The 24,867-nt window shown below is 65.2% G+C and carries 28 protein-coding genes and 1 riboswitch; of the genes, 12 read left to right on the top strand and 16 right to left on the bottom strand.

All coding sequences use genetic code 11. From position 1 onward, the window contains the following. Positions 1–73 precede the first annotated feature (73 nt). A complete protein-coding gene (locus AB1Z25_RS22420; RefSeq protein WP_146176768.1) occupies positions 74–988 on the top strand; it encodes a type 2 periplasmic-binding domain-containing protein in 915 nt (304 codons plus the stop codon). 6 nt (positions 989–994) lie between these two features. Here AB1Z25_RS22420 and AB1Z25_RS22415 read toward each other — a convergent pair whose 3' ends face one another. Together AB1Z25_RS22415 and AB1Z25_RS22410 are read right to left on the bottom strand one after the other, a co-directional pair. After that, entirely contained in the window at positions 995–1,465 is a 471-nt protein-coding gene (locus tag AB1Z25_RS22415) for a hypothetical protein (protein ID WP_146176767.1), read from the bottom strand. Positions 1,466–1,791: 326 nt separating this feature from the next. Continuing rightward, on the bottom strand, positions 1,792–2,133 hold the full coding sequence (locus AB1Z25_RS22410; RefSeq protein WP_227105936.1) for a hypothetical protein: 342 nt from the start codon (positions 2,131–2,133) through the stop codon (positions 1,792–1,794). 298 nt (positions 2,134–2,431) lie between these two features. On the opposite strand from AB1Z25_RS22410, the gene ompR reads away from it, so the two are divergent. Together ompR and AB1Z25_RS22400 are read left to right on the top strand one after the other, a co-directional pair. After that, entirely contained in the window at positions 2,432–3,157 is a 726-nt protein-coding gene (gene ompR / locus AB1Z25_RS22405) for an osmolarity response regulator transcription factor OmpR (RefSeq protein WP_043636475.1), read from the top strand. Positions 3,158–3,160: 3 nt separating this feature from the next. Then, a complete protein-coding gene (locus AB1Z25_RS22400; RefSeq protein ID WP_486636199.1) occupies positions 3,161–4,465 on the top strand; it encodes an ATP-binding protein in 1,305 nt (434 codons plus the stop codon). 38 nt (positions 4,466–4,503) lie between these two features. Here the strand turns inward: AB1Z25_RS22400 and AB1Z25_RS22395 are convergent, their stop codons facing one another. After that, the gene (locus tag AB1Z25_RS22395) at positions 4,504–4,938 is read right to left on the bottom strand and encodes an EamA family transporter (RefSeq protein ID WP_227105935.1); all 435 of its coding nucleotides are present in this window, start codon (positions 4,936–4,938) and stop codon (positions 4,504–4,506) included. Between the two features lie 82 nt (positions 4,939–5,020). On the opposite strand from AB1Z25_RS22395, the gene AB1Z25_RS22390 reads away from it, so the two are divergent. Continuing rightward, positions 5,021–5,875, top strand: coding sequence for a LysR family transcriptional regulator (locus AB1Z25_RS22390; protein WP_486636198.1), 855 nt, complete (start codon positions 5,021–5,023; stop codon positions 5,873–5,875). Positions 5,876–5,880: 5 nt separating this feature from the next. Here the strand turns inward: AB1Z25_RS22390 and AB1Z25_RS22385 are convergent, their stop codons facing one another. The 4 genes from AB1Z25_RS22385 to waaC form a co-directional block, all read right to left on the bottom strand. Then, the gene (locus AB1Z25_RS22385) at positions 5,881–6,732 is read right to left on the bottom strand and encodes a methylated-DNA--[protein]-cysteine S-methyltransferase (RefSeq protein ID WP_486636197.1); all 852 of its coding nucleotides are present in this window, start codon (positions 6,730–6,732) and stop codon (positions 5,881–5,883) included. 89 nt (positions 6,733–6,821) lie between these two features. Beyond that, positions 6,822–7,424, bottom strand: coding sequence for a CBS domain-containing protein (locus AB1Z25_RS22380; RefSeq protein ID WP_107801360.1), 603 nt, complete (start codon positions 7,422–7,424; stop codon positions 6,822–6,824). A 257-nt stretch (positions 7,425–7,681) separates the two neighbouring features. After that, positions 7,682–8,956 (bottom strand): lipid IV(A) 3-deoxy-D-manno-octulosonic acid transferase, encoded by a 1,275-nt coding sequence (gene waaA, locus AB1Z25_RS22375; RefSeq protein WP_486636196.1) that lies wholly within the window; start codon positions 8,954–8,956, stop codon positions 7,682–7,684. Next, the gene (gene waaC, locus AB1Z25_RS22370; protein ID WP_319792912.1) at positions 8,953–9,915 is read right to left on the bottom strand and encodes a lipopolysaccharide heptosyltransferase I; all 963 of its coding nucleotides are present in this window, start codon (positions 9,913–9,915) and stop codon (positions 8,953–8,955) included. Before waaC ends, waaA begins: the two co-directional genes overlap by 4 nt. A 508-nt stretch (positions 9,916–10,423) precedes the next feature. On the opposite strand from waaC, the gene AB1Z25_RS22365 reads away from it, so the two are divergent. The 4 genes from AB1Z25_RS22365 to AB1Z25_RS22350 all read left to right on the top strand — a co-directional run bounded on the left by AB1Z25_RS22365 (position 10,424) and on the right by AB1Z25_RS22350 (position 13,216). Further along, positions 10,424–11,179, top strand: coding sequence for a glycosyltransferase family 2 protein (locus AB1Z25_RS22365; protein ID WP_486636195.1), 756 nt, complete (start codon positions 10,424–10,426; stop codon positions 11,177–11,179). 84 nt (positions 11,180–11,263) lie between these two features. Further along, positions 11,264–11,695: a GNAT family N-acetyltransferase gene (locus AB1Z25_RS22360; protein ID WP_253314769.1), complete on the top strand. Its 432-nt coding sequence runs from the start codon at positions 11,264–11,266 to the stop codon at positions 11,693–11,695. Positions 11,696–11,720: 25 nt separating this feature from the next. Continuing rightward, positions 11,721–12,713, top strand: a complete 993-nt coding sequence (locus tag AB1Z25_RS22355; protein WP_486636194.1) for a S66 family peptidase — start codon at positions 11,721–11,723, stop codon at positions 12,711–12,713. Continuing rightward, a complete protein-coding gene (locus AB1Z25_RS22350) occupies positions 12,710–13,216 on the top strand; it encodes a GNAT family N-acetyltransferase (RefSeq protein ID WP_486636193.1) in 507 nt (168 codons plus the stop codon). Before AB1Z25_RS22355 ends, AB1Z25_RS22350 begins: the two co-directional genes overlap by 4 nt. A 144-nt stretch (positions 13,217–13,360) precedes the next feature. Here the strand turns inward: AB1Z25_RS22350 and AB1Z25_RS22345 are convergent, their stop codons facing one another. From AB1Z25_RS22345 to AB1Z25_RS22330, 4 genes are all read right to left on the bottom strand, one after another. Continuing rightward, positions 13,361–14,680 carry a hemolysin family protein gene (locus tag AB1Z25_RS22345; RefSeq protein ID WP_107801355.1) on the bottom strand — a complete coding sequence of 440 codons (1,320 nt, stop codon included), beginning with the start codon at positions 14,678–14,680 and terminating at the stop codon, positions 13,361–13,363. Positions 14,681–14,822: 142 nt separating this feature from the next. Continuing rightward, complete coding sequence (locus AB1Z25_RS22340; protein WP_227105924.1) at positions 14,823–15,545, bottom strand: uracil-DNA glycosylase; 723 nt, start codon at positions 15,543–15,545, stop codon at positions 14,823–14,825. A 116-nt stretch (positions 15,546–15,661) separates the two neighbouring features. Then, complete coding sequence (locus AB1Z25_RS22335; protein WP_486636192.1) at positions 15,662–15,985, bottom strand: rhodanese-like domain-containing protein; 324 nt, start codon at positions 15,983–15,985, stop codon at positions 15,662–15,664. Then, on the bottom strand, positions 15,985–16,644 hold the full coding sequence (locus AB1Z25_RS22330) for a protein-L-isoaspartate O-methyltransferase family protein (protein WP_107801352.1): 660 nt from the start codon (positions 16,642–16,644) through the stop codon (positions 15,985–15,987). Before AB1Z25_RS22330 ends, AB1Z25_RS22335 begins: the two co-directional genes overlap by 1 nt. A gap of 93 nt (positions 16,645–16,737) precedes the next feature. Beyond that, positions 16,738–16,888, top strand: a riboswitch (TPP riboswitch). Positions 16,889–17,006: 118 nt separating this feature from the next. Here AB1Z25_RS22330 and thiC point away from each other — a divergent pair. Continuing rightward, complete coding sequence (gene thiC, locus AB1Z25_RS22325; RefSeq protein WP_486637356.1) at positions 17,007–18,887, top strand: phosphomethylpyrimidine synthase ThiC; 1,881 nt, start codon at positions 17,007–17,009, stop codon at positions 18,885–18,887. 115 nt (positions 18,888–19,002) lie between these two features. Next, positions 19,003–19,236 carry a DUF2789 domain-containing protein gene (locus AB1Z25_RS22320; protein ID WP_107801350.1) on the top strand — a complete coding sequence of 78 codons (234 nt, stop codon included), beginning with the start codon at positions 19,003–19,005 and terminating at the stop codon, positions 19,234–19,236. On the opposite strand, the gene AB1Z25_RS22315 is transcribed toward AB1Z25_RS22320, so the two are convergent. Beyond that, entirely contained in the window at positions 19,233–20,144 is a 912-nt protein-coding gene (locus AB1Z25_RS22315; protein WP_235085542.1) for a 5'-methylthioadenosine/S-adenosylhomocysteine nucleosidase, read from the bottom strand. The two genes, AB1Z25_RS22320 and AB1Z25_RS22315, sit on opposite strands and share 4 nt — an antisense overlap. 172 nt (positions 20,145–20,316) lie before the next feature. Between AB1Z25_RS22315 and AB1Z25_RS22310 the strand changes: the two genes are divergently transcribed. Next, complete coding sequence (locus AB1Z25_RS22310) at positions 20,317–21,081, top strand: SDR family oxidoreductase (protein WP_253314765.1); 765 nt, start codon at positions 20,317–20,319, stop codon at positions 21,079–21,081. On the opposite strand, the gene AB1Z25_RS22305 is transcribed toward AB1Z25_RS22310, so the two are convergent. Continuing rightward, complete coding sequence (locus AB1Z25_RS22305; RefSeq protein ID WP_107801347.1) at positions 21,082–21,651, bottom strand: PTS sugar transporter subunit IIA; 570 nt, start codon at positions 21,649–21,651, stop codon at positions 21,082–21,084. It abuts the gene before it with no gap. A 110-nt stretch (positions 21,652–21,761) separates the two neighbouring features. Then, positions 21,762–22,091 (bottom strand): hypothetical protein, encoded by a 330-nt coding sequence (locus tag AB1Z25_RS22300; protein ID WP_227105915.1) that lies wholly within the window; start codon positions 22,089–22,091, stop codon positions 21,762–21,764. Positions 22,092–22,250: 159 nt separating this feature from the next. Between AB1Z25_RS22300 and AB1Z25_RS22295 the strand changes: the two genes are divergently transcribed. Then, on the top strand, positions 22,251–22,709 hold the full coding sequence (locus tag AB1Z25_RS22295; RefSeq protein ID WP_227105913.1) for a GNAT family N-acetyltransferase: 459 nt from the start codon (positions 22,251–22,253) through the stop codon (positions 22,707–22,709). A 12-nt stretch (positions 22,710–22,721) separates the two neighbouring features. Here the strand turns inward: AB1Z25_RS22295 and AB1Z25_RS22290 are convergent, their stop codons facing one another. Continuing rightward, positions 22,722–23,933, bottom strand: a complete 1,212-nt coding sequence (locus AB1Z25_RS22290) for a winged helix-turn-helix domain-containing protein (protein WP_227105911.1) — start codon at positions 23,931–23,933, stop codon at positions 22,722–22,724. A gap of 73 nt (positions 23,934–24,006) precedes the next feature. Continuing rightward, the gene (locus AB1Z25_RS22285; protein WP_107801342.1) at positions 24,007–24,783 is read right to left on the bottom strand and encodes a substrate-binding periplasmic protein; all 777 of its coding nucleotides are present in this window, start codon (positions 24,781–24,783) and stop codon (positions 24,007–24,009) included. Positions 24,784–24,867 lie beyond the last annotated feature (84 nt).

Here is a 24,867-nt window from a genome sequence, read left to right as displayed (position 1 = left end):
GCGCGGCGCGGCGCGGCTATCCATCATGAAGGGGCGGCGCGCAGCTTCCGCGCGCCATCTCGAGGTTATTCCGATGCGGCAATCCCTATTCCTTCGCCGGCTGGCCGGCTGCTGGCTGGCCGTCCTCATCGCCTTGGCCGGCGGCATGTCCCCGTCCGTTCAGGCGGCCGGAATGATCTACGTCGGCCACGCGCCGGAAACCCCCGCCGACGAGCGCTACGACTATCACTGGGCGATTCTGCGCGCGGCGCTGGACGCCACCCGCCCGCGTTGGGGAGATTACAGCCTGCGCTTCGCGCCGCGGATGAACGAAGCCCGCCAGCTGCAGGAACTGGGCCACCCGCGCGGCCGGCTCAATGTGGTGATCCGCGAAACCAACCGCGACTACGAACGCCGCTATCTGCCGGTGCGGATTCCGATAGACCGCGGCCTGCTCGGCTATCGCGTGCTGCTGATCCGCGACGCGCGGCAAGCGGATTTCGACGCGGTGACGGGTCTGGCCGACTTGCGCCGTTTCAGCGTCATCCAGGGGGATGGCTGGGGCGACAACGCCATCCTCAAGCAAGCCGGCCTGACCGTGGTGACCGACCCCAATTACGAAGGCCTGTTCCGCATGCTGGAACGCGGTCTGGGCGACGCGTTCTCGCGCGGCGTGGCGGAAGTGGAGGAGGAGATCCGCGTTTACCAGCCGCAATACAAGCATATCGCGCTGGAGCGGTCTTTATTGCTGTACTACCCGCTGCCCACCTATTTCTGGTTCGGCCGCGACGCGGAAGGGCAGAAGCTGGCGCAACGCGTGGAACAGGGCATGCGGCTGATGCTGCGCAACGGCGAATACCAGCGGCTGTTCCAGAAATACCACGCCGGGCTGATCCAGCGGCTGGACCTGAAGCACCGGCGGCTGATCCGCATCGACAACCCCTTCCTGCCGCCCAGCACGCCTTTCGCCGACCGCGGCCTGTGGTTCGATCCGACCACGGCTAAATAAACGCGCTCACTCCGCTTGCAAGGCCTGGCGCACGCACAGCCGCTGGGCTATTTCGCGGTCGGCGCATTTGAGTTCGGCCTCGGCGCGGGCGCGGCAGCGCGCGGGGTTGGCCGAACGCGCGCAATCCGGCGGCGGCAGCCGCTCGTTGATGCAGACGCGGCGCGCCTTGCCTTCCAGCCCGTCGCAAGAGCTGTGCGCCGCCCGCAAGGCTTCGCAACGCTTGGCGTCGCGCTCGCGCAGGCAGCTCAAGGCCGGCGTGTAAAATTCCAGGCAGGCGTGCCGCCCGTTGACCGGCAAATCATTGCAGGCCATCGTGCCCTGACGGTGCAGCTCGCAGCGCTGCGGCGCGGTGGCGCGGCTGCAATCCCATTGCGCCGCCGCCGCGTCCGCCAGCCAGCACAAGACCAGCCCCCATCCCCAGGCGCGCCGCAGCGCGCCGTATCCCCTATTGTTTTTCAAGGCATGCCCCTTGCGCATGACCGCTTATCTCCACGCCCGCCTAAGCACAGCTGTTGACGATCCGCTCAATGTCGAAATGCTGATGCGCCGCGTGTACTGTTCGCTTTCTCAGCCGCAACGCCTTGTCGCTCGCGAGAGCGTGAACCGCTTTTATTGGGCGAAAACGACGCTGCGCGCTAACGGCGCGGCGGACGGCCAGCCAGGCTCATGCCGGCGAAATCGTTTTGCTCCGCAAACCGTTCCGGCAATGAGAATTGGAATTGGAATGAAAAGGCTGGCGTACTCTATTCAAAGCTTATCAATAGAAATCCCGCTTCGCCAGCCGGGCTTGACGCGTCGGAGACTCACTCCGAGCCGCGTTTGCGGCGGTCGCGCCAGAAATGAGGCTTGACGCGATCCGGCGGCGGCGGCGCGGCGCCGTCCGGGTTCATCCGCCAATACGGCGGCGGCGCGCGATGCATCAGCTCCGGCGGCAAATCGCCGTCCTGCACCGCTTCGCGCAGGCGCAAATTGCGCAGGCGGCGCAATTCCTTGCAGTCCGGATCCGGCCGCGCCTGGCAGCGGCGGCTAGGCGCCGGCTCCAGGTCCGGCGGCATGGGGCCGCGCTCCTTCCCTCGCGCCAGGGCCGGCGCGCTGGCGAGCGCTTGCAGCAAGGCAAAGATGAGAAGAATCGGCAACCGCGTCATGAAAGCTGTTTTATCCTGTCGAAGGGGCTGGTAAAGGGCTCCGGTCCCAAGATCCGGCCGGCGAGGGCGGACAGCATACACCATGCGCCGCCGATGCCAAAGGCATCTCCCCGCGGCCAAACCGCCGGAACGCCTCATTAGGCAGCCTAGACTCGCGGCATGAGGCAGACATGAGCGACAATCGCTGATTTGTTAAGGTGTGTGATCGCGGGAACCGGCTTAACATATCTTCATCAGGCGCGCTGCCGCAGCCCGGGGCCAGCCGCTAAGCTGACACACCGCTCCGAGGAAAAATCGCATGGAACACAATAAGATACTGGTCGTCGACGACGACGCCAAGCTGCGCGAGCTGCTCACCCGCTATCTGAGCCAGCAAGGCTACGCGGTGGAGGCCCTGCCGGACTCCAAGGACCTGGACCGCAAGCTGGCGCGCAATCGTCCGGACCTGATGGTGCTGGACGTGATGATGCCGGGCGAGGACGGGCTGGCCGTGGTGCGCCGGCTGCGCGCCCAGGGCGAAACCATTCCGGTGATCATGCTCACCGCGCGCGGCGAGGACATCGACCGCATCCTCGGCCTGGAAATGGGCGCCGACGACTACCTGCCCAAACCGTTCAATCCGCGCGAGCTCACCGCCCGCATCCAGTCGGTGCTGCGCCGTCATCACGCCACGCCGGCGCTGGGCGCGCGCCACGACGCCGACGAGGAAGTGAGCTTCGGCGAATTCGTGCTCAATCTGGGCCAGCGGGAACTGCGCAAGGCCGGCCAGCCGGTGACGCTGACCAGCGCGGAATTCGCGGTGCTGTCGGTGCTGGTCAGCCATCCTCGCCGGCCGCTGACCCGCGAGCAATTGATGGAAATGGCGCTGGGCAAGGGCAACGGCGAATCGCTGGACCGCAGCATAGACGTGCATATCTCCCGGTTGCGCAAGGCGCTGGAAAGCGGGGACAGCCAGCTGCGCTTCATCCAGACGGTATGGGGCTACGGCTATGTGTTCGTGCCGGACGGCACGCCGCGGGAGTAAGCGGTGCGCAAGCTGACCGGCTCGCTGTTTTTCCGGCTGGCGGTGCTGGTGGTGCTGGTGGTGCTGACCACCCAGTTCGTCACCCTGTGGATGGCCGCCGGCGAACGCCACAAACTGCTGGACAAGCAGCTGTATTCGCAGACGGTGGACACCCTGGCCTTCCTGGAAGGCACGATGGAGGCGATGACCAACACCGAGCGCGCCGAATTCCTGGCCGGCTACAACCGGCCCGGCCTGCCGCGCCTGCTGCCGATCAACGCCGATCAAGGCGTCAATTTCACCGACTACGTGCCGCGCCTGGGCGAGACCCTGGCGCAGCGGCTGTCGCACGGCCTCAACGAGCCGATAGAAGTGCGCCACGCCCAGATCGACGATCGCAGCGAGCTCTGGGTCAATGTGCACGTGCTGGACCAGGCCTACTGGCTGGTGCTGCCCTTCGGCCGCTACAGCGACCGCCCGATCAACACCATCATGCAGGCGGCGCTGCTGGCCTCCATCGTCGCCAGCCTGCTGGCCTTCGTCGTCGCCTGGCGGGTGACGCGGCCGATCAGCCGCGTGGTGCTGGCCAGCCGGGAACTGGCCGCCGGCACCATGCCGGCCGCGGTGCCGGAGGACGGCCCGCGCGAGGTGAAGGTGCTGGCGCATAATTTCAACCTGATGGCGCAAGCGCTGGACAGCGCCGCGCGCGAGCGCCGGCTGATGCTGGCCGGCCTGTCCCACGATCTGCGCACGCCGCTGACCCGGCTCAAGCTGTCGCTGGAACTGCAGCAGGACAGCCCGGATCAGCACGATATGCTGGCCGACATCGACGAGCTGTCGCAGATCGTCCGCCAGTTCATCGACTTCGCCCGCGCCGAGGAAACCACCCGGCTGGAGCCGGTGGCGCTGGCCGACCTCGCCGCCAGCGTGGTGTCGCGCTTCGCCCGCGAGGGCATGGACGTGCGCCTGAAGCGGCTGGCCGAGCCGGAGCTGCAAGGCGACGGGCTGGCGCTGGAGCGCTTATTGTCCAATCTGCTGGAAAACGCGCGCCGCTACGGCGCGCCGCCGGTGGAGGTCTGCGTCGAACAAGACAACGGCTTCGCCGTGCTCAGCGTGCTGGACCACGGCAAGGGCATTCCGGCCGAGCTGCGCGAAACCGCGCTGGCGCCGTTCGAACGGCTGGCCGAACACCGCGGCACCGACGGCGGCAGCGGCCTCGGCCTCGCCATCGTCAGCCGCGTGGTCAAGCAACACCGCGGCCGGCTGGAGTTCTGCGATCAGGCGGACGGCTTCAAGCTGGCCGTGCATCTGCCGCTGAACGTCGCTTGATAACGCGGTCCGAGCGTCGCCCGTCTACCGGGCGGCGCTCAGCGGAAGCGCAGCATCATCCACAGCCCGCCCATGCTCAAGGCCATGCCGCCCAGCTTGCCCAGCGACGGCTGTTCGCGAAACAGCAGATAGCCCAGCGGCAGCAACACCAGCGCGGTCAGCACATTGGAACTGAGCGCCGCGTAGCCGACATGCCAGCCGGCGCGATAGGCCAGCAAAAAGCCCAGTTCGATGCCGACAATGCCCGCCGCCACGCCCAGGCTGCTCCAGTTCAGCGCGGCCAGCCCGCGCTGGCCGCCGCCGGGCAGCCACCACATCCCCAGCACGCACACCAGCATGGCCACGCCGTAACTGACCGCCAATGAAAAGAAAGGATTCGCCGCCTCCGGCACCTGCTTGATCGACAGGTGATAGACGACGGAGCCGGCGACCGCCAGCAATAAAGCCGCGATGAACATGTTTGAACGCCTCATGAGAAATATCCGTCCCTAGGCTAAACTTTCTCGCCGCTTATAGGTAGACTGAAAAATCAGGGCATTGTTATAAGAAAAAATCATGACTGGAGATTTGGACACCGGCTTGCTGCGCGCACTCATCATGGTGGCGCGCCACGGCAGCATCAACCGCGCGGCGGCGGACTTGGGGCGCACGCAGCCGGCCTTGAGCCTGCAACTGCGCAAACTGGAACAGCACTGCGGCCAGACCCTGTTGCGACGCTCTCCGCGCGGCGTCAGCCTCACCGCGGCGGGGCTGCAATTGCTGCCCTACGCCGAACGCATCGTCAGCCTGACCGAACAGATGCAGCCGACGGCCGCGCCCGCCGCCGCCCGGCGTTGCCGGGTGGGCCTGATCGAGGATGTGATCAGCCGTCATCTGCCGCAGGTGCTGGCCGACTTCGCCGCCACCCAGCCGCAGTGGCAGCTCGAAGTGAGGGTGGCCCTGGAACGGGAACTCAGCCCGGCTTTTCGCCAGGGAGAACTGGATCTGTTGATCGCCAACCCGCGTCAGTGCGGGCTGGAGCGGACGCCGAGCTGGGTGCTGGAATACCCATTGCAATGGTTGGCGCGCGACGGCGTGAAACCGGAAGCGGAGGTCCTGCCCTTGGTGATGTTCTCCGCGCCCTGCAGCTGGCGCGACGCGATGCTGCGCGCCTTGCACCAGCTTGACCAGCCTTATCGCATCGTCTTCGAAAGCACCAGTCAGCTGGCGGTGCAAGCGGCCTTGGAAGCGGGCCTGGGCGTGGGCGTCCTGTTTCCCGACGCCGTCTCCGCGCAGCTGCGGCCCTTGCCGGAACACAGCCTGCCGCCGCTGCCGGCGGTGCCGCTGGCGCTCTACCGCCTGCGCGACGACGACGGGCTGGAATTGCTGTCCCGGCTGTTCTTCCGCGCGCTGGGCCAGTTCGCGGTCTAGGCCGGCTACAAACCCGCCATCACCGCGCCTTCCCAGCCTATCAACTCCACCTTGCGTTCCGCGCCCCAGCGGTATTCGCCCAAAGCGCCCTCGGCGCGTATCACCCGGTGGCAGGGAATCAGCCAGGCCACCGGATTGGCGCCCACCGCGCTGCCCACCGCCCGCGCGGCGCGCGGCCGCCCCACCGCGGCGGCGATCTGGCCGTAACTGGCGAAGCCGCCGTAGGGAATGGACAGCAGCGCGCGCCAGACCTGGATCTGGAAATTGCTGCCCTGCACCCGCAGCGCCAGCGGCGCCTGGCCTTCGGCGCGCAACGGCTCAAACATGGCCGCGGCCACCTCGGCGCCGCCGCCGGGAACAAGGCTCAACGCGGCCTTGGGCCAGCGCCGGCTCAGCCAGGCCACGGCCTCTTTCTCGTCCGCGACGAATTGCGCCGCGCACACCCCACGCGCGGTCCGCGCCACCAGCACCGGGCCGAAACGGCTGGCTTCCACGCTCCATTCGATCGCCAATCCGGCGCCGCCGTTGCGGTATTCGCCCGGGGTCATCGCCTCCAGCGTCACGAACAGATCGTGCAAGCGCCCGCCGCCGGACAAGCCCAGTTCATGCGATAACGGCAACAAGGCCTGTCCGCCCAGCCTGGCCTTGGCGGCCTCGCAGGTCAGATGCTGTAAAAAGCGCTTGGGGCTGACGCCGGCCCAGCGGGTGAACAAGCGCTGCAAGCGCGATTCCGACAGGTGCAGCGCGCCGGCCAGCTCGGCCAGCTCCGGCTGGCGCTCGGCGTTGGCCACCAGATAGCGGATGGCGTCGCGAATGCGGCCGTAGTCGCGGTCTTCCTCGAGAATTTCGCCGTGCATGGTCTGCTCTCCATTCGATCACAGCCCCAGCATAAGCAGATCGGGCCGCCGCGGCGACCCGATTCTTGCCCACTTGCGCGCCGCGCCCCTCATATCGCGTGCAGCAAGGAATATTGAATTTCCGACAGGGCCTGCGGCACGCGGATGAAGGAAAGCGGCATGCCCAGCAGCCTGGCCATGTGGGAGGTGGAGAACAGCCCGCACAATTCATGATGGCCGCTGCCGGGGTTGAACTCCGCCACCAGCGCGTGCTGGCGTCCCATCTGCTTCATCGTCGCCACCATATGGCCCACGCTGGCGTGTTCGATATCGCCCAGGTTCAAGGCTTCCAGCTGCTTGCGCGGCGTCATCACATCGCCCACGCCGATGTCCGCATAGTGCTTGCCGTGTTCCTTCATGCACTGGATGGGCCGCTCGCCCAGCAGATCGGTGGCGGTGATCAGGCCGGCGAACTGTCCGTCGCCATCGTGGACGAACAGCAGTCGGATGCCGTGGCTGATCATTCGGTCGTGCGCTTCGCGCAAGCTGGCGTTCTGATGAATGCCCACCGGATTGATCAGCCGCAAATCGGTCATCACGTCCAGAGCCGGGCTGTTCAGGGTGATAGGCGGGTGCGGGCGCTGATCCAGGCGCACCAGGTCGGTGGTGGACGGCAGGCTCATCGTGGGCAACACGCTGTAGTTGGCTAACATGGTAGCTCCTTGTCTTCTTAGACAGCGGAGTCGATGCGGCGGCGCTTTGCGCCCGTCATATTCGATCTGTCCGCTCGGAAGTTCTCCGACGGCGTGGACCGGCCTGGGGCATGACTGGATTTTGCACGTCCTTCCCGGGCCGGCGGCCTCGGGAGAACCGCGTCGGCGACGCGGCTCTTGTTTGAAGAGTAGAAGAAGGCGCGGCGCAGATCAGCCGGCGAATGATTAATTTTTTCGCAAACGCGGCCGCGGGTCCGTCATTCGTCCCGTTCGGCCCTCAGCTTGCGGCGAAACAGGGCGCTCATGCGCTGGCTGGCGCCGCGATGGGCGCCGCTGAAGGCCAGCGCCGACTCGCGCATCGCCTGACGGCAGCGCTCATCGCCCAGCAGTTCCACGACGGCGCCGATCAAGTCCGCCGCACTAGCCACCTGGCGCGCCGCGCCGGCGGCCAGCGCCAGCGCCGCCGCCTGCTTGAAATTGAAGATGGACGGGCCGAACAGCACCGGCACGCCCACGCTGGCCGGTTCGATCAGATTATGACAGCCCAAGGGCAGCAGGCTGCCGCCGACGAAGGCCAGGTCGCCGCAGGCGAAATAGGCGAAGGCTTCGCCCATGCTGTCGCCCAGCCAAACCTGGGTGGCGGCGTCCACCGGCGCGCCGTCGCTGCGGCGCTGCACTTTCATGCCGCGGCTCTCGGCCAGCGCGGCCGCTTCGCCGAACCGTTCCGGATGACGCGGCACCAACACCAGCAGCGCGTCGCCCAGCGCTTGGGCCGCGGCCCGCCAGGCGTCCAGAATCAAAGCCTCTTCGCCGTCGCGGGTGCTGGCGCAGACCAGGACCCGGCGTCGGCCTATCCTGGACTTGAATGCTTCCGCCAGCGCCAGCTGCGCCGGAGGCGGCTGAATGTCGTACTTGGTGTTGCCGCAGATTTCGATGGATTTAGCGCCCAATTGACGCAAACGTTCGCCATCTTCCGGCGTTTGCGCGGCAACGGCCCTCAAAGCCGCCACCGCGGGCGAAATCAGACCGCTGATTTTCAGATAGCCGTTCAGCGATTTTTCAGACAAGCGCGCATTGGCCAGGAACAAGGGCACCTGCTGCTCGGCCGCGGCGTGAATCAGATTGGGCCACAGCTCGGTTTCCATCAACACGCCCAGCCGCGGCCGGTAGGCGGCGAGAAAAGCGTGCGCGGCTTGCGGATAATCGTAAGGCAGATAACGCACTTCGGCGTCGGGATACAGCTGCAAGGCGGTGGCCCGCCCGGTGGGCGTCATCTGCGTCATCAGCAGCGGCGCGTCCGGCCAGGCTTCGCGCAGCGCCGCCACCAAGGGCTGAGCGGCGCGGGTTTCGCCCACCGACACCGCGTGGATCCAGATCGCGCCCTCTGCGCGCGGCTGCAATTGACTGCCGAAACGCTCGTCCCAGTGTTCCAGATAAGCCGGCGCCTTGCGCGCCCGCTTCTTCAGATAGTGCCGCACCAGCGGCGTGGCCAGCAGCCAGGCCCAGGAATACAGTCTGCGTTGCCAGTTCATGTCCAGTCCTTGCGCGCGAACAAGGCTTGCAGCGCCTCGTCCACCGACGGGCACAGCCCTATGCCGCCCAAATTGGTGGCCCACGGCGTTTCCACCACGCCGGTGGCGGCCGGATCGGTATCGGTGTAAATCGCCGCCAAGGGCACGTTCAAGGCATTGGCCAGATGAGTCAGCCCGGTATCCACGCCCACCACCGCGTTGGCGTGGCCCAGCAGACCGGCGGCCTCGATCAGGCCCATCTTGGGCGCCACCACCGCGGCCGGCATCCGCGCGGCCAGCCTTTCGGCGCGCTCGCGTTCGCGTTCATTGCCCCAGGGCAGCACCATCACCAGATCATGCTGCATGGACAGGCGTTTGCCCAGTTCCACCCAATGGCCTTCCGGCCACTCCTTGGACGCCTTGCTGGTGGCGTGCAGCAATACCGCGTAGCGGCCGGACAGCACCCAGGCGGGCCGTTCGCCGGCCGGCACCCCGAAACGGGGCTCGCCCTGCGGCTGATAACCGAACACCCGCGCGAACAAGAGCCGGTTGCGTTCTATCGCCGACAAGCTCCAGTCCACCTTGTGGCGCTTATCGTAAAAACAGCTGGCCAGAGACTCGCGCGCGCTGCCCCAGTCGTAACCGGTCAGCGGCGCCTTGGCCCAGCGGGCCGGCAAGGCGCTTTTCAACAGGCCCTGGCTGTCCACCACCAATTCCCAGGGCGTGTCGCGCAGTTCTTTGCGCAAAGCCCGGATCTCGCGCCAGGTGGAGGGCAGCCACCAGCGTTTGCGCCAGCGCCGCCCATTCAAGGCGATCACCCTGTCCACCGCCGGATGCAAACGGGCAATGTCGGCGAAAGCCTCTTCGGCCAGCCAACTGATGCGGAAATTCGGGTAATGCGCTTTCAACTCGGAAATGGCGGGCCAGGTGTGGATAAGGTCGCCCATCGACGAGGTGCGCACAATCAGCACATTCATCATGGCGCGCATTGTACCCGAGCATGGCTGTGGTTAACCAAGTAAAATCCCTGCAGTTCAATTGTGGATAAAGCGCTGTGGACAACTGAGCGCGAATTTATCCACAATTTGCAATGCCGCAGCGCACCTAAACTATCCAAAGCCCATCAACAGGACAAGTAACTGAACCCTTTGAAGTTTTTGTCGCTTATCCACAGCAATGGCCGACTATATCAGTTTCATCAATATAAAATTGCGTTAAAGAGTTATCGGTGGCTGTAGCAGCTAGGCAGGCAAATTCACGCCATGCACAAGCAGGTGGGAACAAAGGGGATCGGAGCTGTGGACAAGCAGGGACTTCACCGTTCTCTCAGATTTATCCACAAGTCTTCCGTCTGCAAAACGCAGGGTGAACAACAAGATTCCAACTTGTACAACATGATGAAAACAATGGAAAAAACAGGGTTATCCACAGAAATGGGACGCCTTCTACCAGTTTCTTCAAATTACATATGGGAAAACATATAACAAGATGCGTGCGCGAATTAGCGTGGTGCTAATCACCAAGAATGCGGAAACCTCGCTGGAAAAATGTCTGGACAGCGTGGGCTTCGCCGATGAAATCGTGCTTGTGGATTCAGGCAGCGCCGACAGGACATTGGCGATAGCTTCCGCCTATAAGGCAAAAGTTATCCACCAAGACTGGCTGGGATTCGGTCCTCAGAAACAATTGGCGGTAAGGGTGGCCAGCCACGACTGGGTGCTGTGCCTGGATGCCGACGAGTGGTTGTCGGAAAATTTAGTCAATGAAATCAAAGAACTGCTGGACAATCCACAGGCCACGGCCTTCCAGTTCCCGCGTTGCAACCGTTTCATGGGTCGTTTTCTGAAACACGGAGAAGGCTATCCGGACTGGTCCTTGCGTTTGTTCCATCGCGCTCACGCGCGTTGGTCCGACGATCTGGTTCACGAGTATGTGATCGCCGACGGCCCTGTGCATAAGCTGCGTCACGAGCTGATGCACGAATCCGGCGAAGACATCGCTCTGTATCTGAGCAAGCAGAACCGCTATACCAGCTTGCAGGCGGAACAGCTGTTGCAAAGGGGAAAACGTGTGGGTATCGCCAAACTTATCCTCAGCCCGCTGCTGCGCTTCGTGAAGTTCTATTTTTTTCGCCGCGGTTTTCTCGACGGCGTCCCCGGTTTGGTCCACATCAGCATCGGTTGCTTCAACAGCTACATCAAATACGCCAAATTGATCGAACTGCGACGGCTGAAGAACAAATAACCGGCTTGCCGGTTATCCCTCCTTATGCCGACAATGTCATTTCCTTGAGCAACTAGGCGAAGACAGATGGTGGAGATCAGGACAATGCGGGCGGCGGACGCCGCCGCCGCGGCGCGGCTATGCCTGGATCTGGGCTATGAAGCGACGGAAGCGGACATCAGCGAGCGTTTCGCCAGGTTGACGACACTGCCGGACAACCAGGTTTGGGTGGCCGAAAGAGACGGCGTCGTGCTTGCTTGGGCGCATTGCCGCGGCGTGCACCTGCTGCAAGCGCCGTCGGCGATAGAAATTGTCGGCATCGTGGTCAGCCCGGCTTGTCAGGGCCAGGGTTTGGGACGGCGTTTGCTCAGCGCTTGCGAAGCCTGGGCGCGGCAACTCGGTTATCGGCACATCCGCCTGCGCTCCAGCGTTCATCGCGTCGAAGCCCATGCCTTCTATCGTCATCTTGGTTATCGGCAACTGAAGACCAGCCATAGCTTTGCGCGGGATTTGAGCGAGGAAGCCGTCCTGCCTTGATGTTTATCCACAGGAGCAATCGCCGATGACGGCTTTTCCCGCGCCCTTGAAGCCAGGCGACCGCATCGCCGTCACCTCTTTTTCCTCCGGCGTGCCTCCGGTCTTGCACGGGCAACTGGATCGCGCGCTGCAATGTCTGCGCGATCAGGGCTGGCAAGTGGTGGAGGGCGCTTGTCTGCGCGGCGAATCCCAGGACGCCAGCGCGCCGGCCGCCCAACGTCTGGCGGAGCTCAACCATTTTCTTTTCGATCCGGAGATTCGCGCCATCCTGCCGCCCTGGGGCGGCGAAAGGGCGATGGAATTGCTGGCCGGCATCGATTTCGCCGCCTTGGCGCGTTTGCCGCCCAAATGGCTGGCCGGGTTTTCCGATATTTCCACCGTGCTGACGCCGCTGACCCTGTTGGCGGGGTGGGCGACCTTGCACGGGCCGAACCTCTTCGATCTGGGCAATCCGCAGCGGATGGAAGAGAATTCGGCGCTGCTGCACGCCTTGCGCCACGGTTTGCCGCCTCAGCAAGGCCATTACAAGGCGTTTTGGCGCTGGGACGCTCCGGGAGAGTCTTATCCGTCCACGCTGCGCGTGTTGGGCGCGCAAAGGGCCCGCATGGCCGGCCGGCTGATAGGCGGCTGCCTGGATACGCTGAGCCGGCTGCAGGGCAGCCCTTATTTCGATTTGCGCGCGTTCAAACGGGAACCCGCGCTGCTTTACCTGGAAAACTGCGAGTTGAGGCCTTGCGAGTTGCTGCGCGCGCTGCTGGGCCTGCGCCTGTCCGGCGCGCTGGACGGCTTGAGCGGGCTGGTGTTGGGCCGCAGCAGCGGGCCGGACGCCGCGGACGCGAACGCCTTGAGCTACAGCCAGGCCGTGGAAACGGCTTTGGACGGACTGCCGTATCCGGTGGCGGTGGACGCTGATATCGGCCATGTGCCGCCGCAATGGACATTGATGAACGGCGCCTGGGCCGAACTGGAAGTGGACGCGGGCCAGGCTACGCTGCGTTTTGCGAAAGGATGCGCATGAGTTGGCAATATCGTTTGGCCGGGGCGGGGGATGTGGACGCGTTGCGGACGCTGATCACGGAGCACGGACCCAATCCGTGGAACTGGCTGCCGGCGGACGGGGTGGAGCGGAGTTTGCGCCAGGTGGCTGCCGGCGAAGCCTGGGCGGCCTTGTTCGAGCGAGACGGCCTGCTGGGGGCCGCCATCCTGTATCGGCTGCACGATGCTTTTCCCCAACACCGGCCGGCCGAGGTGGCGGCGGACGCCGCCGGCTACATCATGGAGGCGGTGGTGCGGCGCGATCAGGCCGGACAGGGCCTGGGCAGCTTGTTGTTGCGACAGGCTTGCGAGGATCTGGCCGCGCGCGGCGCGCGCTGGGTGGCGGCGGACCGCCACGAGGAAAACGCCGCGTCCGGCGGCATGATGCGCAAGGCGGGTTTCGTCGAACTGGCCAGCTTCGACGATTGGGAACGCCGCGCCGGCGGCAGCCGTCGCAGCACGGTGTGCGGGCGCTTGCTGGGCTGAACGCTTGGTCTGCGGCGCTGCGGCGGGACTTTAAGCAGGAGGCGTTGAAAACCGCTTAAGAATGCTCGCCTACCACCTGTGCATTCCGCTGTCTCAGCGCTTTTCGTCTTGTCTCGCTCCGGCTCGCGAGATTGTAAACAGGTTCTAAATGCCGTCGTCGGCCGGCAGCGCCGCCGGCGGCGTCGGCAGTCGGGTGAGCAGAATCTTGTCTACCCGGGTCTTGTCCATGTCCACTACTTCGAAGCCGAAGCCGTTCCAGTCGAAACGGTCGGTGACGCTGGGCACCCGGCCCAGCTGGAACATCACCATGCCGCCCAGGGTGTGGATATTGCCGCCGGCTTCGCCCGGCAGCGCCTCGTCTATGTCGAAAAACTCCTTGAAGCGGTCCAGCGACAGCATGCCGTCTATCAGCCAGCTGCCGTCCTCCCGCTGGGCGATATCGTCGTTTTCGGCGCTGATGGCGGGCATGTCGCCGACGATGGCTTCCAGCACGTCGTTCATCGTCACCAGGCCTTCCAGCTCGCCGTACTCGTCCACCACCAGCGCCATGTGATGGCGGGTCTGCTTGAACTGTTCCAGCAGCTGCATCAAGGTGATCTTGGCGGGCACGTAGAGCGGCTGGGACAGTTCGGCGGCGACGTCGGCTTGTTGGCCGGCCAGCATGCGGTCCAGCACGCGTTTGGCGTGCAGCACGCCGACGATCTGCTCGATGCTGCCGCGGCAGACCGGGAAATGGTTGAAATGGTGGTTTTGCAGTAGGCGGTGGTTCAGTTCGGGCGCGTCGTCCAGATCCAGCGCCACGATGTCCTTGCGCGGCGTCATCGCCGCGGCCACCTTGCGGTTGTCCAGCCGGAAGATATTGGTCACCAGCTCCTGTTCGGCGCGGTCGAACACCCCCTCGTCCGCGCCTTGTTCCATCAGCACCCGGATTTCCTCCTCGGTGATGGACGGATCGCTGCTCTTCTTGGCGCCCAAGAGCCGCAACAGGCCGTCGGTGCAGCGGCTCAGGGCCTGGACCAGCGGCGCGCTGAGCCGCGACAGCAGCAGCATAGGCCGCGCCAGCGCGGTGGCCACCGCCTCAGGGTTGAGCAACGCCAGCCGCTTGGGCACCAGCTCGCCGAAGATCAGCGACAGCAAGGTGATGATGAACACCATCAGCGCCACCGACAGCGGCTTGCTGTAGGGCTCCAGCAAGGGATAGTCCTGCATCGCCCGGCGCAGTTGTTCTGACAGCGCGGCCTCGCCGTAAACGCCGGACAGGATGCTGATCGAGGTGATGCCTATCTGCACCGTGGACAGGAAGCGGCTGGGGTCGTTGGCCAGTTTCAGCGCGGCTTGCGCGCCGCGTTGGCCGTCGTCCGCGCGTTGCAGCAGGCGGACCTTGCGGGAAGAGACGATGGCGATTTCCGCCATGGCGAACAGGCCATTGAGCAGAATCAGGAACAGCAGAACGAGAATTTCCACGGCGAGGACTGGGGCTGAGGAGAGGGAGCCCTAGCTTAGGCCATGACGGCGCGCTGGAAAAGAGTCTAAGAGCCAGTTCAAAGTCTGGCGAGCAAGAGCGAGACAAGAAGGGCGGGCAGGGGAGGCCTGCCCGCCATCCTGCTCAGAACAGGCTGTTCTGCGGCGCCGGCGCGCCCCACTGGACGGCGCCGCGGCCGCGCGACAGCAGCCAGGCGTTGACCTGTGAAAAATGGCGGCAGCCGTGGAAGCCGCGGCTGGCGGACAGCGGCGAGGGATGGGCGGCGTCCAGCACCAGGTGGCGGCTGGCGTCGATGCGTTCGGCCTTGGTCTTGGCCCAATTGCCCCACAGCAGAAACACGCAGCCGGCGCTTTGCGCGTTGACGGCGTCGATCAGCGCGTCGCTGACCATTTGCCAGCCCAGCTTGGCGTGGCTGCCGGCCTTGTCCCGCTCCACGGTGAACACGCTGTTGAGCAGCAGCACGCCTTGTTGCGCCCAGTGGGTCAGGTCGCCGCTATTGGGCACGCCGCAGCCCAGATCCGCGGCCAGCTCCTTGTACAGATTGCGCAGGCTGGGCGGCACCCGCACGCCGGGCGGCACGGAAAACGACAAGCCCATCGCCTCGCCGTCGCCGTGGTAGGGGTCTTGCCCCAGGATCACCACGCGCACATCGGCCGGCGCGGTGAAGGTCAGCGCGTTGAAAGTCAGCGGCGCGGGGGGAAAGAGGATTTTGCCCTGCGCTTGCTGAGTTTGCAGTTCCCGGTCTATGCCGGCCAATTGCTGTTGAATGACCGGCGTTGACAGCACTTTCTCCCAGTCGGGATGAACGCGGGCCAGGGCGGGAGACAGGTAAGACAATGCTTGCATGGAAAATTACGGCTCTTGCTATCGTGTGGGGGATTGGAATCCGGCAGACCGGTTTCGTTCCATGAAAAAGCCGTTCCCACGGGAACGGCTGGCGACGACGGCGCGCGGCGGCTAAGTCAGTAGCGCGCCATTTGCGGGTCCACTTCCGCGGCCCAGGCTTCCACGCCGCCGGCCAGGCTCAGCACCTGTTCGAAGCCGGCGTCCAGCAGGAAATGCGCCACGTGCGCGCTGCGCACGCCGTGGTGGCAGATCACCACGATGGGCGCGTCCGGCAGCTCGCTCATGCGCAGCGGAATCAGATTCATCGGGATGTGCCGCGAGCCGGGAATCATGCACAGCTGCACTTCCCACGCTTCGCGCACGTCCAGCAGCACCGGCGGCTCCGCGGTGGTGTCGGCCAGCGCCGCCGCCAGATCGCGGGCGCGGATTTCCTGAACCATCAAAACGCGAAGCGTTCCGGCTCTACCGCTTCCGCCTTGGCCAGGCGGGCGATACAGGTTTCGAACAGGCCGGTTTCGCTGAAGCTGGCTTCGGTTTCGCGCTTGATCAGCTTGCAGGTCATCACCGGCAGATCGCCCGCCACCATGATCAGACGGCCGCCCACGGCCAGCTGGTCTTTCAGTTCCTGCGGCACCACCGGCAGCGAGCCGCCGACCACGATCACGTCGAAGGGCGCTTGTTGCGGCAGGCCCAGCACGCCGTCGCCTTCCACCAGGGTCACGTTGGCGATGCCGGCCTGTTTCAGGTTGGCGGCCGCGGCTTCGCGCTGGGCGGGGTCGATTTCCACGCTGTAGACATGTTGGCCCTGCTTGGCCAGCAGCGCGGTCAGGTAGCCGCTGCCGGTGCCGATTTCCAGGATCTTGTCCTTGGCTTGGATGGCGGCGTCCTGAACCAGGCGCGCTTCCATTTTGGGCTGCAGCATGAAGCTGCCGTTGGGCAGCGGCAGTTCGGTGTCGACAAAGGCCAGGCTGCGTTTGTCGGCGGCGACGAACTGCTCGCGTTTCACGTGAAACAGCAGGTCCAGCACGTTCGTGTCAAGTACGTCCCACGGACGAATCTGCTGCTCGACCATGTTGAAACGGGCATTCTCAAAATCCATCAGCTCACTCCGGAGGGGCTTGCCGCCGAGTGAAAAAAGCGGCGGCGTGTCATGACGATAACTTGCGATTATCCCACATTTGCCGTACCTTCACAGCATCGCTAGGGGTCCTGCGCGACGGTCGGCAAGATGATCCATATCCTTGAAAGGATAGGATAATCGTTAAAGATTGTTGCGCGGGTGAGAAACACCCTTGGAACCTGACCCGGATAATACCGGCGTAGGGAAGCGTCAGCTGCCTTCGGCCCGGCATTGTCTTGTCGGACCGGCCCGCAGCCCGCCCAAGCGGCGGTCCGCTCCTTGCGCCATTCATCGACCAGGAGAATCGCCCGATGAACGCGCCCGCAACACCCAATCAAGCCATGGTGGTGGACACCGCCGCCATTCAGCCCTTGCCCAATTCCCGCAAGATCCACGTCGCCGGCAGCCGGCCGGACATCCGCGTGCCCATGCGCGAGATCAGCCAAAGCGACACGCCCACCCAGTTCGGCGGCGAAGCCAACCCGCCCATCACCGTCTACGACACCAGCGGCCCGTATACCGACCCGGACGCCCGCATCGACATCCAGAGCGGCCTGCCGCCGCTGCGCGCCGGCTGGATCGCCGAGCGCGGCGACTGTGAGCAGCTGGCCGGCCTGTCCAGCGAATACGGCCGCGCCCGCGAGGCCGACCCCAAGCTGGCCGAGCTGCGTTTCAACCTGACGCGCCAGCCGCGGCGGGCGCTGCCGGGCCGCAATGTCAGCCAGATGCATTACGCGCGCCGCGGCGTCGTCACGCCGGAAATGGAGTTCGTCGCCATCCGCGAGAACCTGCGTCGCCGCGAATACCTGGACGCGCTGCGCGCAGCCGGCGGCAAGAACAGCCGGCTGGCGGAACTGATGACGCGCCAGCATCCCGGCCAGGCTTACGGCGCGGCGCTGCCGGAGGAGATCACGCCGGAATTCGTGCGCGCCGAGATCGCCGCCGGCCGCGCCATCCTGCCGGCCAACATCAATCACCCCGAATCCGAGCCCATGATTATTGGCCGCAATTTCCTGGTCAAAATCAACGGCAATATCGGCAATAGCGCGGTAACGTCTTCGATCAGCGAAGAAGTCGACAAGATGACTTGGGGCATACGCTGGGGCGCGGACACCATCATGGACTTGTCCACCGGCAAGAACATCCATGAAACCCGCGAATGGATCATCCGCAATTCGCCGGTGCCCATCGGCACCGTGCCCATTTATCAGGCGCTGGAAAAAGTGGGCGGCAAGGCCGAGGACCTGAACTGGGAAATCTTCCGCGATACGCTGATCGAACAGGCCGAGCAGGGCGTCGATTACTTCACCATCCACGCCGGCGTATTGCTGCGCTATGTGCCGATGACCGCCGGCCGCATGACCGGCATCGTGTCGCGCGGCGGCTCCATCATGGCCAAATGGTGTCTGGCCCATCACCGCGAAAACTTCCTCTACACCCATTTCGAGGACATCTGCGAAATCATGAAGGCCTACGACGTGGCCTTCAGCCTGGGCGACGGCCTGCGGCCGGGCAGCGTCTGGGACGCCAACGACGAGGCGCAGCTGTCGGAATTGAAGACGCTGGGCGAGCTGACCGCCATCGCCTGGAAACAAGATGTGCAGGTGATGATAGAGGGCCCCGGCCACGTGCCCATGCAGCTGATCAAGGAGAATATGGACAAGGAGCTGGAGTGGTGTCACGAGGCGCCGTTCTACACCCTGGGGCCGCTGACCACCGACATCGCGCCCGGCTACGACCACATCACCTCGGCGATAGGCGCGGCGCAGATAGGCTGGTACGGCACCGCGATGCTGTGCTACGTCACCCAGAAGGAACACCTGGGCCTGCCGGACAAGAACGACGTCAAGGAAGGCATCATCACCTACAAGCTGGCCGCGCACGCGGCCGACCTGGCCAAGGGCCACCCCGGCGCGCAGATCCGCGACAACGCGCTGTCCAAGGCGCGTTTCGAATTCCGCTGGGAAGACCAGTTCAACCTGGGCCTGGATCCGGACAAGGCGCGCGCCTTCCACGACGAGACCCTGCCCAAGGACAGCGCCAAGGTCGCGCATTTCTGCAGTATGTGCGGCCCGCACTTCTGCAGCATGAAGATCACCCAGGACGTGCGCGAATACGCGGCCAAGCAGGGCATCAGCGATCAGGACGCGCTGGCGCGGGGGATGGAGGTCAAGTCGGTGGAGTTTCTGAAGGGCGGCTCCAAGCTTTACGACAAGGTGTGAGCCCGGAGTCAGGAGAAAACGGCGGCCGCGGCCGCCGTTTTTCATGGCGCAAGGGCCGGCGGCGGCGGCGGCGATTCGGGTCTATCATCAGACATCCCCTCATAGGAGAAGCGTCATGGACACCAGCGAGCATTCCCTGTCCGGGCTGTTCCGCCAGTTGGGCCTGGCGGACGAGCCCGCCGCCATCCGCGCCTTCATCGCCAGCCATCCCTTGCCGCGGAACGCGGTGCTGGCCGACGCGCCGTTCTGGACGCCGGCGCAGGCGGATTTTCTGCGCCAGGCCTTGGCCGAGGACGCGGACTGGAGCGAGGAGGTGGATGAGCTGGCGGTGTTGTTGCAGCTGGGCTAGGGTTTCAACGCGCGCAGCAGCCCCCGCACCGTATTGGCGGCATTGTCGGCGGCGATCTGCATGAAGGTGTCCATTTCATTGGCGTGTTCGCTGCCGCCGGCCAGATCGGACAGGCTGCGGAAGGCGATGAAGGGCACGCGGTTGGCGTGCGCCACCTGGGCCACCGCCGCGGTTTCCATATCCACCACCTGGGCCTGATAAGTCTTGGCCAGGTAATCGCGGTAGCCGGCGTTGTCCATGAAGATGGGGCCGGACAGGCCGTTGCCGCCGGCGACGATGCGCGGCGGCGCGGACAGGCAGCGCTGGGCGGCGTCGCAGCCGCGCAGGGTGTCCGCCGGCAAGTTCTTGGCCAGCCGCAGCAGTTCCGGGTCCACCTCGAACCAAAAGCGGGTTTCGCTGCCGCCGTCGGCGGTGGCCAGCTTGACGTCGCGCGGGTGGATCATGCCGTAGTGGGCGCGCGCGGCCGGGTCCGCGTACGGCGGCGGCGCGTAGCGGCCGGGCGCGGTTTCTCGCGCGTAGATGGCTTCGGCGTAATTGCCCCAGCGCCGCGGCACCGCCACGTCGCCGATGCGCAAGCGGTCGTCCACGCCGCCGGCGATGCCGCTGAACACGATGCGGCTCACATTGAAGCGGTCCAGCGCCAGCTGGGCGTTCATCGCCGCATTGCTCATGCTGACTCCGCTCATGAACAGCAGCACCGGCCGGCCTTCCAGTTGCGCGGTGGTGAAACGCACGCCGTTGACGCGGTATTCGCGTTTATCGACGGCCTGGTTCAGCAGCAGGGTTTCCTCCGGACCGAAAGCCGAAACCACGGCGGTGCGCGGCGCCGCGTCCAGAACGGGGGCGGCGTGGACGGCGGCGCTCAGCGCCAGCAGCGCGCCAACTAACTGAACCTTGAATGCTTTCATGATGAAAATCCGGATGGAAATGGAATCGCGCCATGATAAACGGTTTTCGCGTCGAAACCGCGGATCAAGTCAGCAAGAATCGGAATGCCAAACGGGTTGATCGGCCTGAAACTGAAGCTGTCGCCGCGCCGAAGACCGGCGCGGGCCTCATTCACTTTCAGGAGGAAACTCAATGGGCGCATTGATCAATAAAACCGCCATCGTCACCGGCGCCAGTTCCGGCATCGGCATGGCGGCGGCCAGGCTGTTCGCGAGCGAAGGCGCGCGCGTGGTGCTGGTGGCGCGGCGCGCGGCCAAGCTGGATCGGCTGGTGTCGGAAATCGTGGCCGGCGGCGGTCAGGCGGCGGCTCTGGCCGGCGATCTGACCTCGGAGGATTGCGCGCGGGAGGCGGTGGAGCTGGCGCTGGATAGATTCGGCGGCCTGGACGTCGCCTTCAACAACGCCGGCAGCCTGGGCGCGCTGGGCAGCCTGGACCAGGTGTCGCTGGACGGCTGGCGCGAGACGCTGGACAGCAATCTGAGCAGCGCCTTTCTGTGCGCCAAGCACCAACTGCCGGCCTTGTTGCGCAGCGGCGGCGGATCGATGATCTTCACCTCGTCCTTTGTCGGCCACGCCATCGGCTTTCCCGGCATGGCCGCTTACGCGGCCAGCAAGGCGGGGCTGGTGGGGCTGGCGCGCACGCTGGCGGCGGAATACGGCGCCCGGGGCCTGCGCGTCAACGCCTTGTTGCCGGGCGGCACCGACACCGAGATGGGCCGCGCCGCGGCGGCGACGCCGGAGCAGCGCGAGGCGGTGGCCGGCCTGCACGCGCTCAAGCGCATGGCCGCGCCGGAGGAGATCGCGCGCGCGGCCTTGTTCCTGGCGTCGGACGCGTCCAGCTTCGTCACCGGGACCACCTTGTTCGTCGACGGCGGCGTGTCCATCGGCAAGCTGTGATCAGAAGCGGGCCACCATCTTGCGCTTCACCGTGTAATCCGGCCGCAGGCTGGCTTCGCTGTCCATGAAGTAACGGTTGCTGTCCAGCAGGAAGTGCGGGTCGTTCAGCTCTTCCGGATCGGCCCAGTCGCATAGCAGGTGATAGAGCGCCTGCGCGCTGTGGCAGCGTTCCAGCGCCTGACGGAACGGCCGTTCCGCGAACATGCGCGCGCAGCTGGCCAAAATATGCAGATGGGCCTCGCGGCTTTGCCGCGGCAGGAGCAGCACCAGCGCGGTATGCACCGCTTGTTGGTCCGGGGCGTCGAAGGCGATGGGGGTTTGCAGCCGCAGCAGCAGCGCGCGGGCTTCCGTCAGGCCCTCGATGCGGGCGTGCGGCAGCGCGAGGCCGTGGCCGAGCGCGGTGCTGCCGGCCTGTTCGCGCTCATGCAGCGCGGCGGCCAGCGTCGGGCGGTGCAGGGCGTGGCGCTGGGCCAGCTGGGAGGCGGCGTGTTCCAGCAGCGCGGCCTTGTCGGCCAGGGTTTGATTGAGCAGGATGTCTTGCGGGCCGCAGAGGTCGGGCAGGGTCAGCATGGCGGATTTCTCCTTTGGCTAGGGGTGCGACCTCATCCTAGTCAGCAGGGGCTAAAGATCCGCTAAAGAAAACGCGCGGCGGCATAAAAATGCCGCCAACGCGGCCGGGCTTATTTTTGCTCGGATTGCGGCTGCTCGGCCTTTTTCTCCTGGGCCTGCAGCGCGCCCTTCACGGCGGAAGCCTGTTCTTTCAGCTTGTTCACCTGCTCTTTCAGTTCCGGGCTCAGCGCGGCGGCCGCGGCGCCTGCCTGTTTGGCGACGCCGATGGCGGCGCTGGCCTGTTCCTTGAGCTGGCCCAGCGGCGCGCTGCTGTCCTGCAGCGTGTTGTGTACCGTGCCGATGGCGCTGGAGGCGGATTCTTGCAATTGGTTGGTTTGCTTCTCGCTGCAAGCGGCCAGAGCCAGGGCGGAAGCGGCGGCGATCAAAAGCGTGGCGCGCATGTAAACGTCCTCGTTGGGGAAAATGCTGTATTGAGCGCCGGCGAAGGCCGAAGTTCCGGGGTGGCTCCTGGCTGCAAGGCCAAGTGGTTCTTATGACTCCGTCTTGCTTGGGCCACAATGCGCGGATTGGGCGCGTTTGCGCCGCCACTGGAGATCGGCATGAGCGATACGCTTTCCATCCGCCCGTTGCGGGCCGAAGACTACGAGGCCTGGTTGCCGCTATGGCGCGGCTATCAGCGTTTTTACCAAGTGACGATGGACGAGGCCACGGTCATGGGGACCTGGCGGCGCTATCTGCTGCCGGATCACGCGATGCGCGGCTGGCTGGCCTGGGACGGCGAGCGGGCGGTGGGGCTGGTGCACATCGTATTGCACCCCAGCAGCTGGACCTTGGGCGATTACTGCTATTTGCAGGATTTGTTCGTGGCCGAGGATTGCCGCGGCCTGGGCGCCGGGCGGCAACTGATCGAATGGGTGTACCGGTGGGCGCGCGAGCGCGAGTGTTCGCGGGTGTATTGGCTGACCCATGAGACCAACGCCACCGCGCGGCGGCTTTACGATCAATTGGCGGAGAACCTGGGCTATATCCAGTACCGCAAGCAATTGACGCCTCTTTAGGAGCGCCTCCGTTCAGGCGTTCAGAGCGGCCGCCAGCGTCCCCGGCGCGCGCTCCACGTGCAGCCGCGGCGCGCCGTGCCAGTCGGCCAGCTTTTGCAGCGCGGTCTTGAGATCGGCGCTCAGCCGCGCGCTGTGGCGAACGCCGGGCTCCAGGTAGAGCGCCTTGACCTCGAACACGCCTTGGGCGCGATGGGCCTTGGCGTCCAGCCGGCCCACCAGCTTGCCGCGGTTGAGTATGGGCAGCACGAAATAGCCGTACTGGCGTTTGGGCGCCGGGGTATAGCATTCGATGCGGTAGTCGAAGTCGAACAGCTCCGATGCGCGCTTGCGGTCCCAGACCAGCGGGTCGAACGGCGACAGGATGGCGGTGGCGGTGGCCTTGAGCTCGCCGGAGACGGCTTGGGGCAGGCGTTCCGCCAGATCCGCGTCGACGAAGACGTCGTGCTGCCAGCCGTCGATGCGGGCCGGAATCAGTTCGCCGGCATCGGCCATCTGGTGCAGCATGGCGTCGTAGCGGCCGCGCTTGAGCCGGTAGTAATCGGCCACCCAGCCGGCCTTGACCACGCCCAGCGCGCGGCAGCTGTTGCGCAGCATCCGCCATTGCGCCTGTTCTTCGGTGGGCAGGTCGCGCGCGTCGTCCCAGCCGGGCTTCACCCGTTCCGCCAGATCGTAGACGCGCTGGAAATTGCGTCTTTCCCTGACCATCAGCCGGCCCAGCGTGAACAACACTTCCAGATGTCGTTTCTCCGGCTTCCAGTCCCACCAGCCGTTGCCCTTGCCGTCCTTGCGTTCGAAGTCCGCCGAACGCGCCGGGCCGTTGACGCGGATGCCGTCTATCAGCGCATCGATGTCGGCGCGGTGCTGCTCCAGCCAGCGCAGCGAGAATTTCCAGCCCATCGCCTCGGGTTTGAGCATGCGGTGGCGCAGCAGGCCGTAGTCCTCGGCGGGAACGAAACAGGCTTCGTGCGCCCAGTATTCGAACAGCCGGCCTTCGGCCAGCAATTGGTCCAGCCAGGCCGGATCGTAGGATCCCAGCCGGCTGTGCAGCACCAGATAGGGGCTGCGCGCCACCACGTGTATGGTGTCGATCTGCAATAAGGCCATGCGGCGGATGGCGGCCAGCACGTCGGCCTTGCCGGCTTTGCGGCGCGGCGGGCTCAGCAGGCCCTGGGCGGCCAGTTGCAGATGGCGGGCTTGCTGCGGCGACAGGTGCAAAATGGACATGGCATGGTCATCGGTAGGACAAGTGGGTGACTATAGCAAAAACCGTTTTGCTCAGGGGGACGCTAAGTCCGGCCTAGGGTTTGGAGGGGGGGCGACCGGAGAAGAACTGCTTCACCAATTGTTGATAACTGCCGTCCTGGCGCATTTTCTCCAGCGCCTGGTTGAAGCGCTGCAACAGCGGCAGCTGCGGCGAGGTTTTGTTGATGGCCAGATAAGTGGCTTTGCTGGCCAGGATGGCCGGCGCCACCGCGAGATTGGCGTAGGCGCCGTTTTGCATTCTGGCGTCCATCGCTTCCTGTATCGCCAGCACCGCGTCCAGATTGCCGCGCTGCAGGAGTTGCAGGTTCTGGCGGTCGGAGTCGCCGTCGTAGGCGCTGAAACGCTTGTCGGCGCGGGCGCGGTCGAATTCGTCGCCGTAGCTCCAGCCCGCCATCACGCCGACGCGCTTATTGTCCAGATCCGCCAGGCTGCGAAAATCGATGGGGCGTTGGCGGAGGTAGACCACCACGATGCGTTCCTGATACAGCGGCAGGCTGAAGTCGTAACGCTGTTCGCGGTTGACGGTTTTGTAGATGCCGGCCGCCGCCATGGCGCTGCGGTCCAGTTCGAAGATCGCGCGGCGCCACGTCAGGGCCCGAAACGCATGGGGAATGCCGGCTTTATCGCAGACGGCGCTGACCAGGCGCGGGTAGAGGCCGCCGACCCGTTCGTTCTCCTCGTACATGAAGGGCGGCGCGTTGGCGTCCACCGCCACGGTCAGGATGTCCGCGTCTTGCCCGCGGCAGGGCGCGGTCAGGCAGGCGCCGAGCAGCAGCAGGGTCAGGCCGAGGCGGCGGATGCTAGCGATCATCGAGAGGAATCCGGAACGTGCTGATCAGCTAAGCATAGCCGCTGCCGCGGCCGACGACGGGCAAACGAAAACGGAACCCTAAGG

The organism is Chromobacterium sp. HL1 (assembly GCF_057418835.1).
This window is presented reverse-complemented; position numbering and strand designations above follow the sequence as displayed.

Coding starts and splice junctions, on each gene's coding strand:
- AB1Z25_RS22350 (WP_486636193.1), top strand. CDS start 12,710: ATGAGTTGGCAATATCGTTTGGCCGGGGCGGGGGATGTGGACGCGTTG.
- AB1Z25_RS22300 (WP_227105915.1), bottom strand. CDS start 22,091: ATGCGCGCCACGCTTTTGATCGCCGCCGCTTCCGCCCTGGCTCTGGCC.
- AB1Z25_RS22315 (WP_235085542.1), bottom strand. CDS start 20,144: ATGAAAGCATTCAAGGTTCAGTTAGTTGGCGCGCTGCTGGCGCTGAGC.
- AB1Z25_RS22420 (WP_146176768.1), top strand. CDS start 74: ATGCGGCAATCCCTATTCCTTCGCCGGCTGGCCGGCTGCTGGCTGGCC.
- waaA (WP_486636196.1), bottom strand. CDS start 8,956: ATGAACTGGCAACGCAGACTGTATTCCTGGGCCTGGCTGCTGGCCACG.
- AB1Z25_RS22355 (WP_486636194.1), top strand. CDS start 11,721: ATGACGGCTTTTCCCGCGCCCTTGAAGCCAGGCGACCGCATCGCCGTC.
- ompR (WP_043636475.1), top strand. CDS start 2,432: ATGGAACACAATAAGATACTGGTCGTCGACGACGACGCCAAGCTGCGC.
- AB1Z25_RS22410 (WP_227105936.1), bottom strand. CDS start 2,133: ATGACGCGGTTGCCGATTCTTCTCATCTTTGCCTTGCTGCAAGCGCTC.
- AB1Z25_RS22305 (WP_107801347.1), bottom strand. CDS start 21,651: ATGCTGACCCTGCCCGACCTCTGCGGCCCGCAAGACATCCTGCTCAAT.
- AB1Z25_RS22415 (WP_146176767.1), bottom strand. CDS start 1,465: ATGCGCAAGGGGCATGCCTTGAAAAACAATAGGGGATACGGCGCGCTG.
- AB1Z25_RS22385 (WP_486636197.1), bottom strand. CDS start 6,732: ATGCACGGCGAAATTCTCGAGGAAGACCGCGACTACGGCCGCATTCGC.
- AB1Z25_RS22340 (WP_227105924.1), bottom strand. CDS start 15,545: ATGCAAGCATTGTCTTACCTGTCTCCCGCCCTGGCCCGCGTTCATCCC.
- AB1Z25_RS22365 (WP_486636195.1), top strand. CDS start 10,424: ATGCGTGCGCGAATTAGCGTGGTGCTAATCACCAAGAATGCGGAAACC.
- AB1Z25_RS22285 (WP_107801342.1), bottom strand. CDS start 24,783: ATGATCGCTAGCATCCGCCGCCTCGGCCTGACCCTGCTGCTGCTCGGC.
- AB1Z25_RS22360 (WP_253314769.1), top strand. CDS start 11,264: ATGCGGGCGGCGGACGCCGCCGCCGCGGCGCGGCTATGCCTGGATCTG.
- AB1Z25_RS22290 (WP_227105911.1), bottom strand. CDS start 23,933: ATGTCCATTTTGCACCTGTCGCCGCAGCAAGCCCGCCATCTGCAACTG.
- AB1Z25_RS22320 (WP_107801350.1), top strand. CDS start 19,003: ATGGACACCAGCGAGCATTCCCTGTCCGGGCTGTTCCGCCAGTTGGGC.
- AB1Z25_RS22380 (WP_107801360.1), bottom strand. CDS start 7,424: ATGTTAGCCAACTACAGCGTGTTGCCCACGATGAGCCTGCCGTCCACC.
- AB1Z25_RS22310 (WP_253314765.1), top strand. CDS start 20,317: ATGGGCGCATTGATCAATAAAACCGCCATCGTCACCGGCGCCAGTTCC.
- thiC (WP_486637356.1), top strand. CDS start 17,007: ATGGTGGTGGACACCGCCGCCATTCAGCCCTTGCCCAATTCCCGCAAG.
- AB1Z25_RS22390 (WP_486636198.1), top strand. CDS start 5,021: ATGACTGGAGATTTGGACACCGGCTTGCTGCGCGCACTCATCATGGTG.
- AB1Z25_RS22330 (WP_107801352.1), bottom strand. CDS start 16,644: ATGGATTTTGAGAATGCCCGTTTCAACATGGTCGAGCAGCAGATTCGT.
- AB1Z25_RS22295 (WP_227105913.1), top strand. CDS start 22,251: ATGAGCGATACGCTTTCCATCCGCCCGTTGCGGGCCGAAGACTACGAG.
- AB1Z25_RS22335 (WP_486636192.1), bottom strand. CDS start 15,985: ATGGTTCAGGAAATCCGCGCCCGCGATCTGGCGGCGGCGCTGGCCGAC.
- waaC (WP_319792912.1), bottom strand. CDS start 9,915: ATGATGAATGTGCTGATTGTGCGCACCTCGTCGATGGGCGACCTTATC.
- AB1Z25_RS22395 (WP_227105935.1), bottom strand. CDS start 4,938: ATGAGGCGTTCAAACATGTTCATCGCGGCTTTATTGCTGGCGGTCGCC.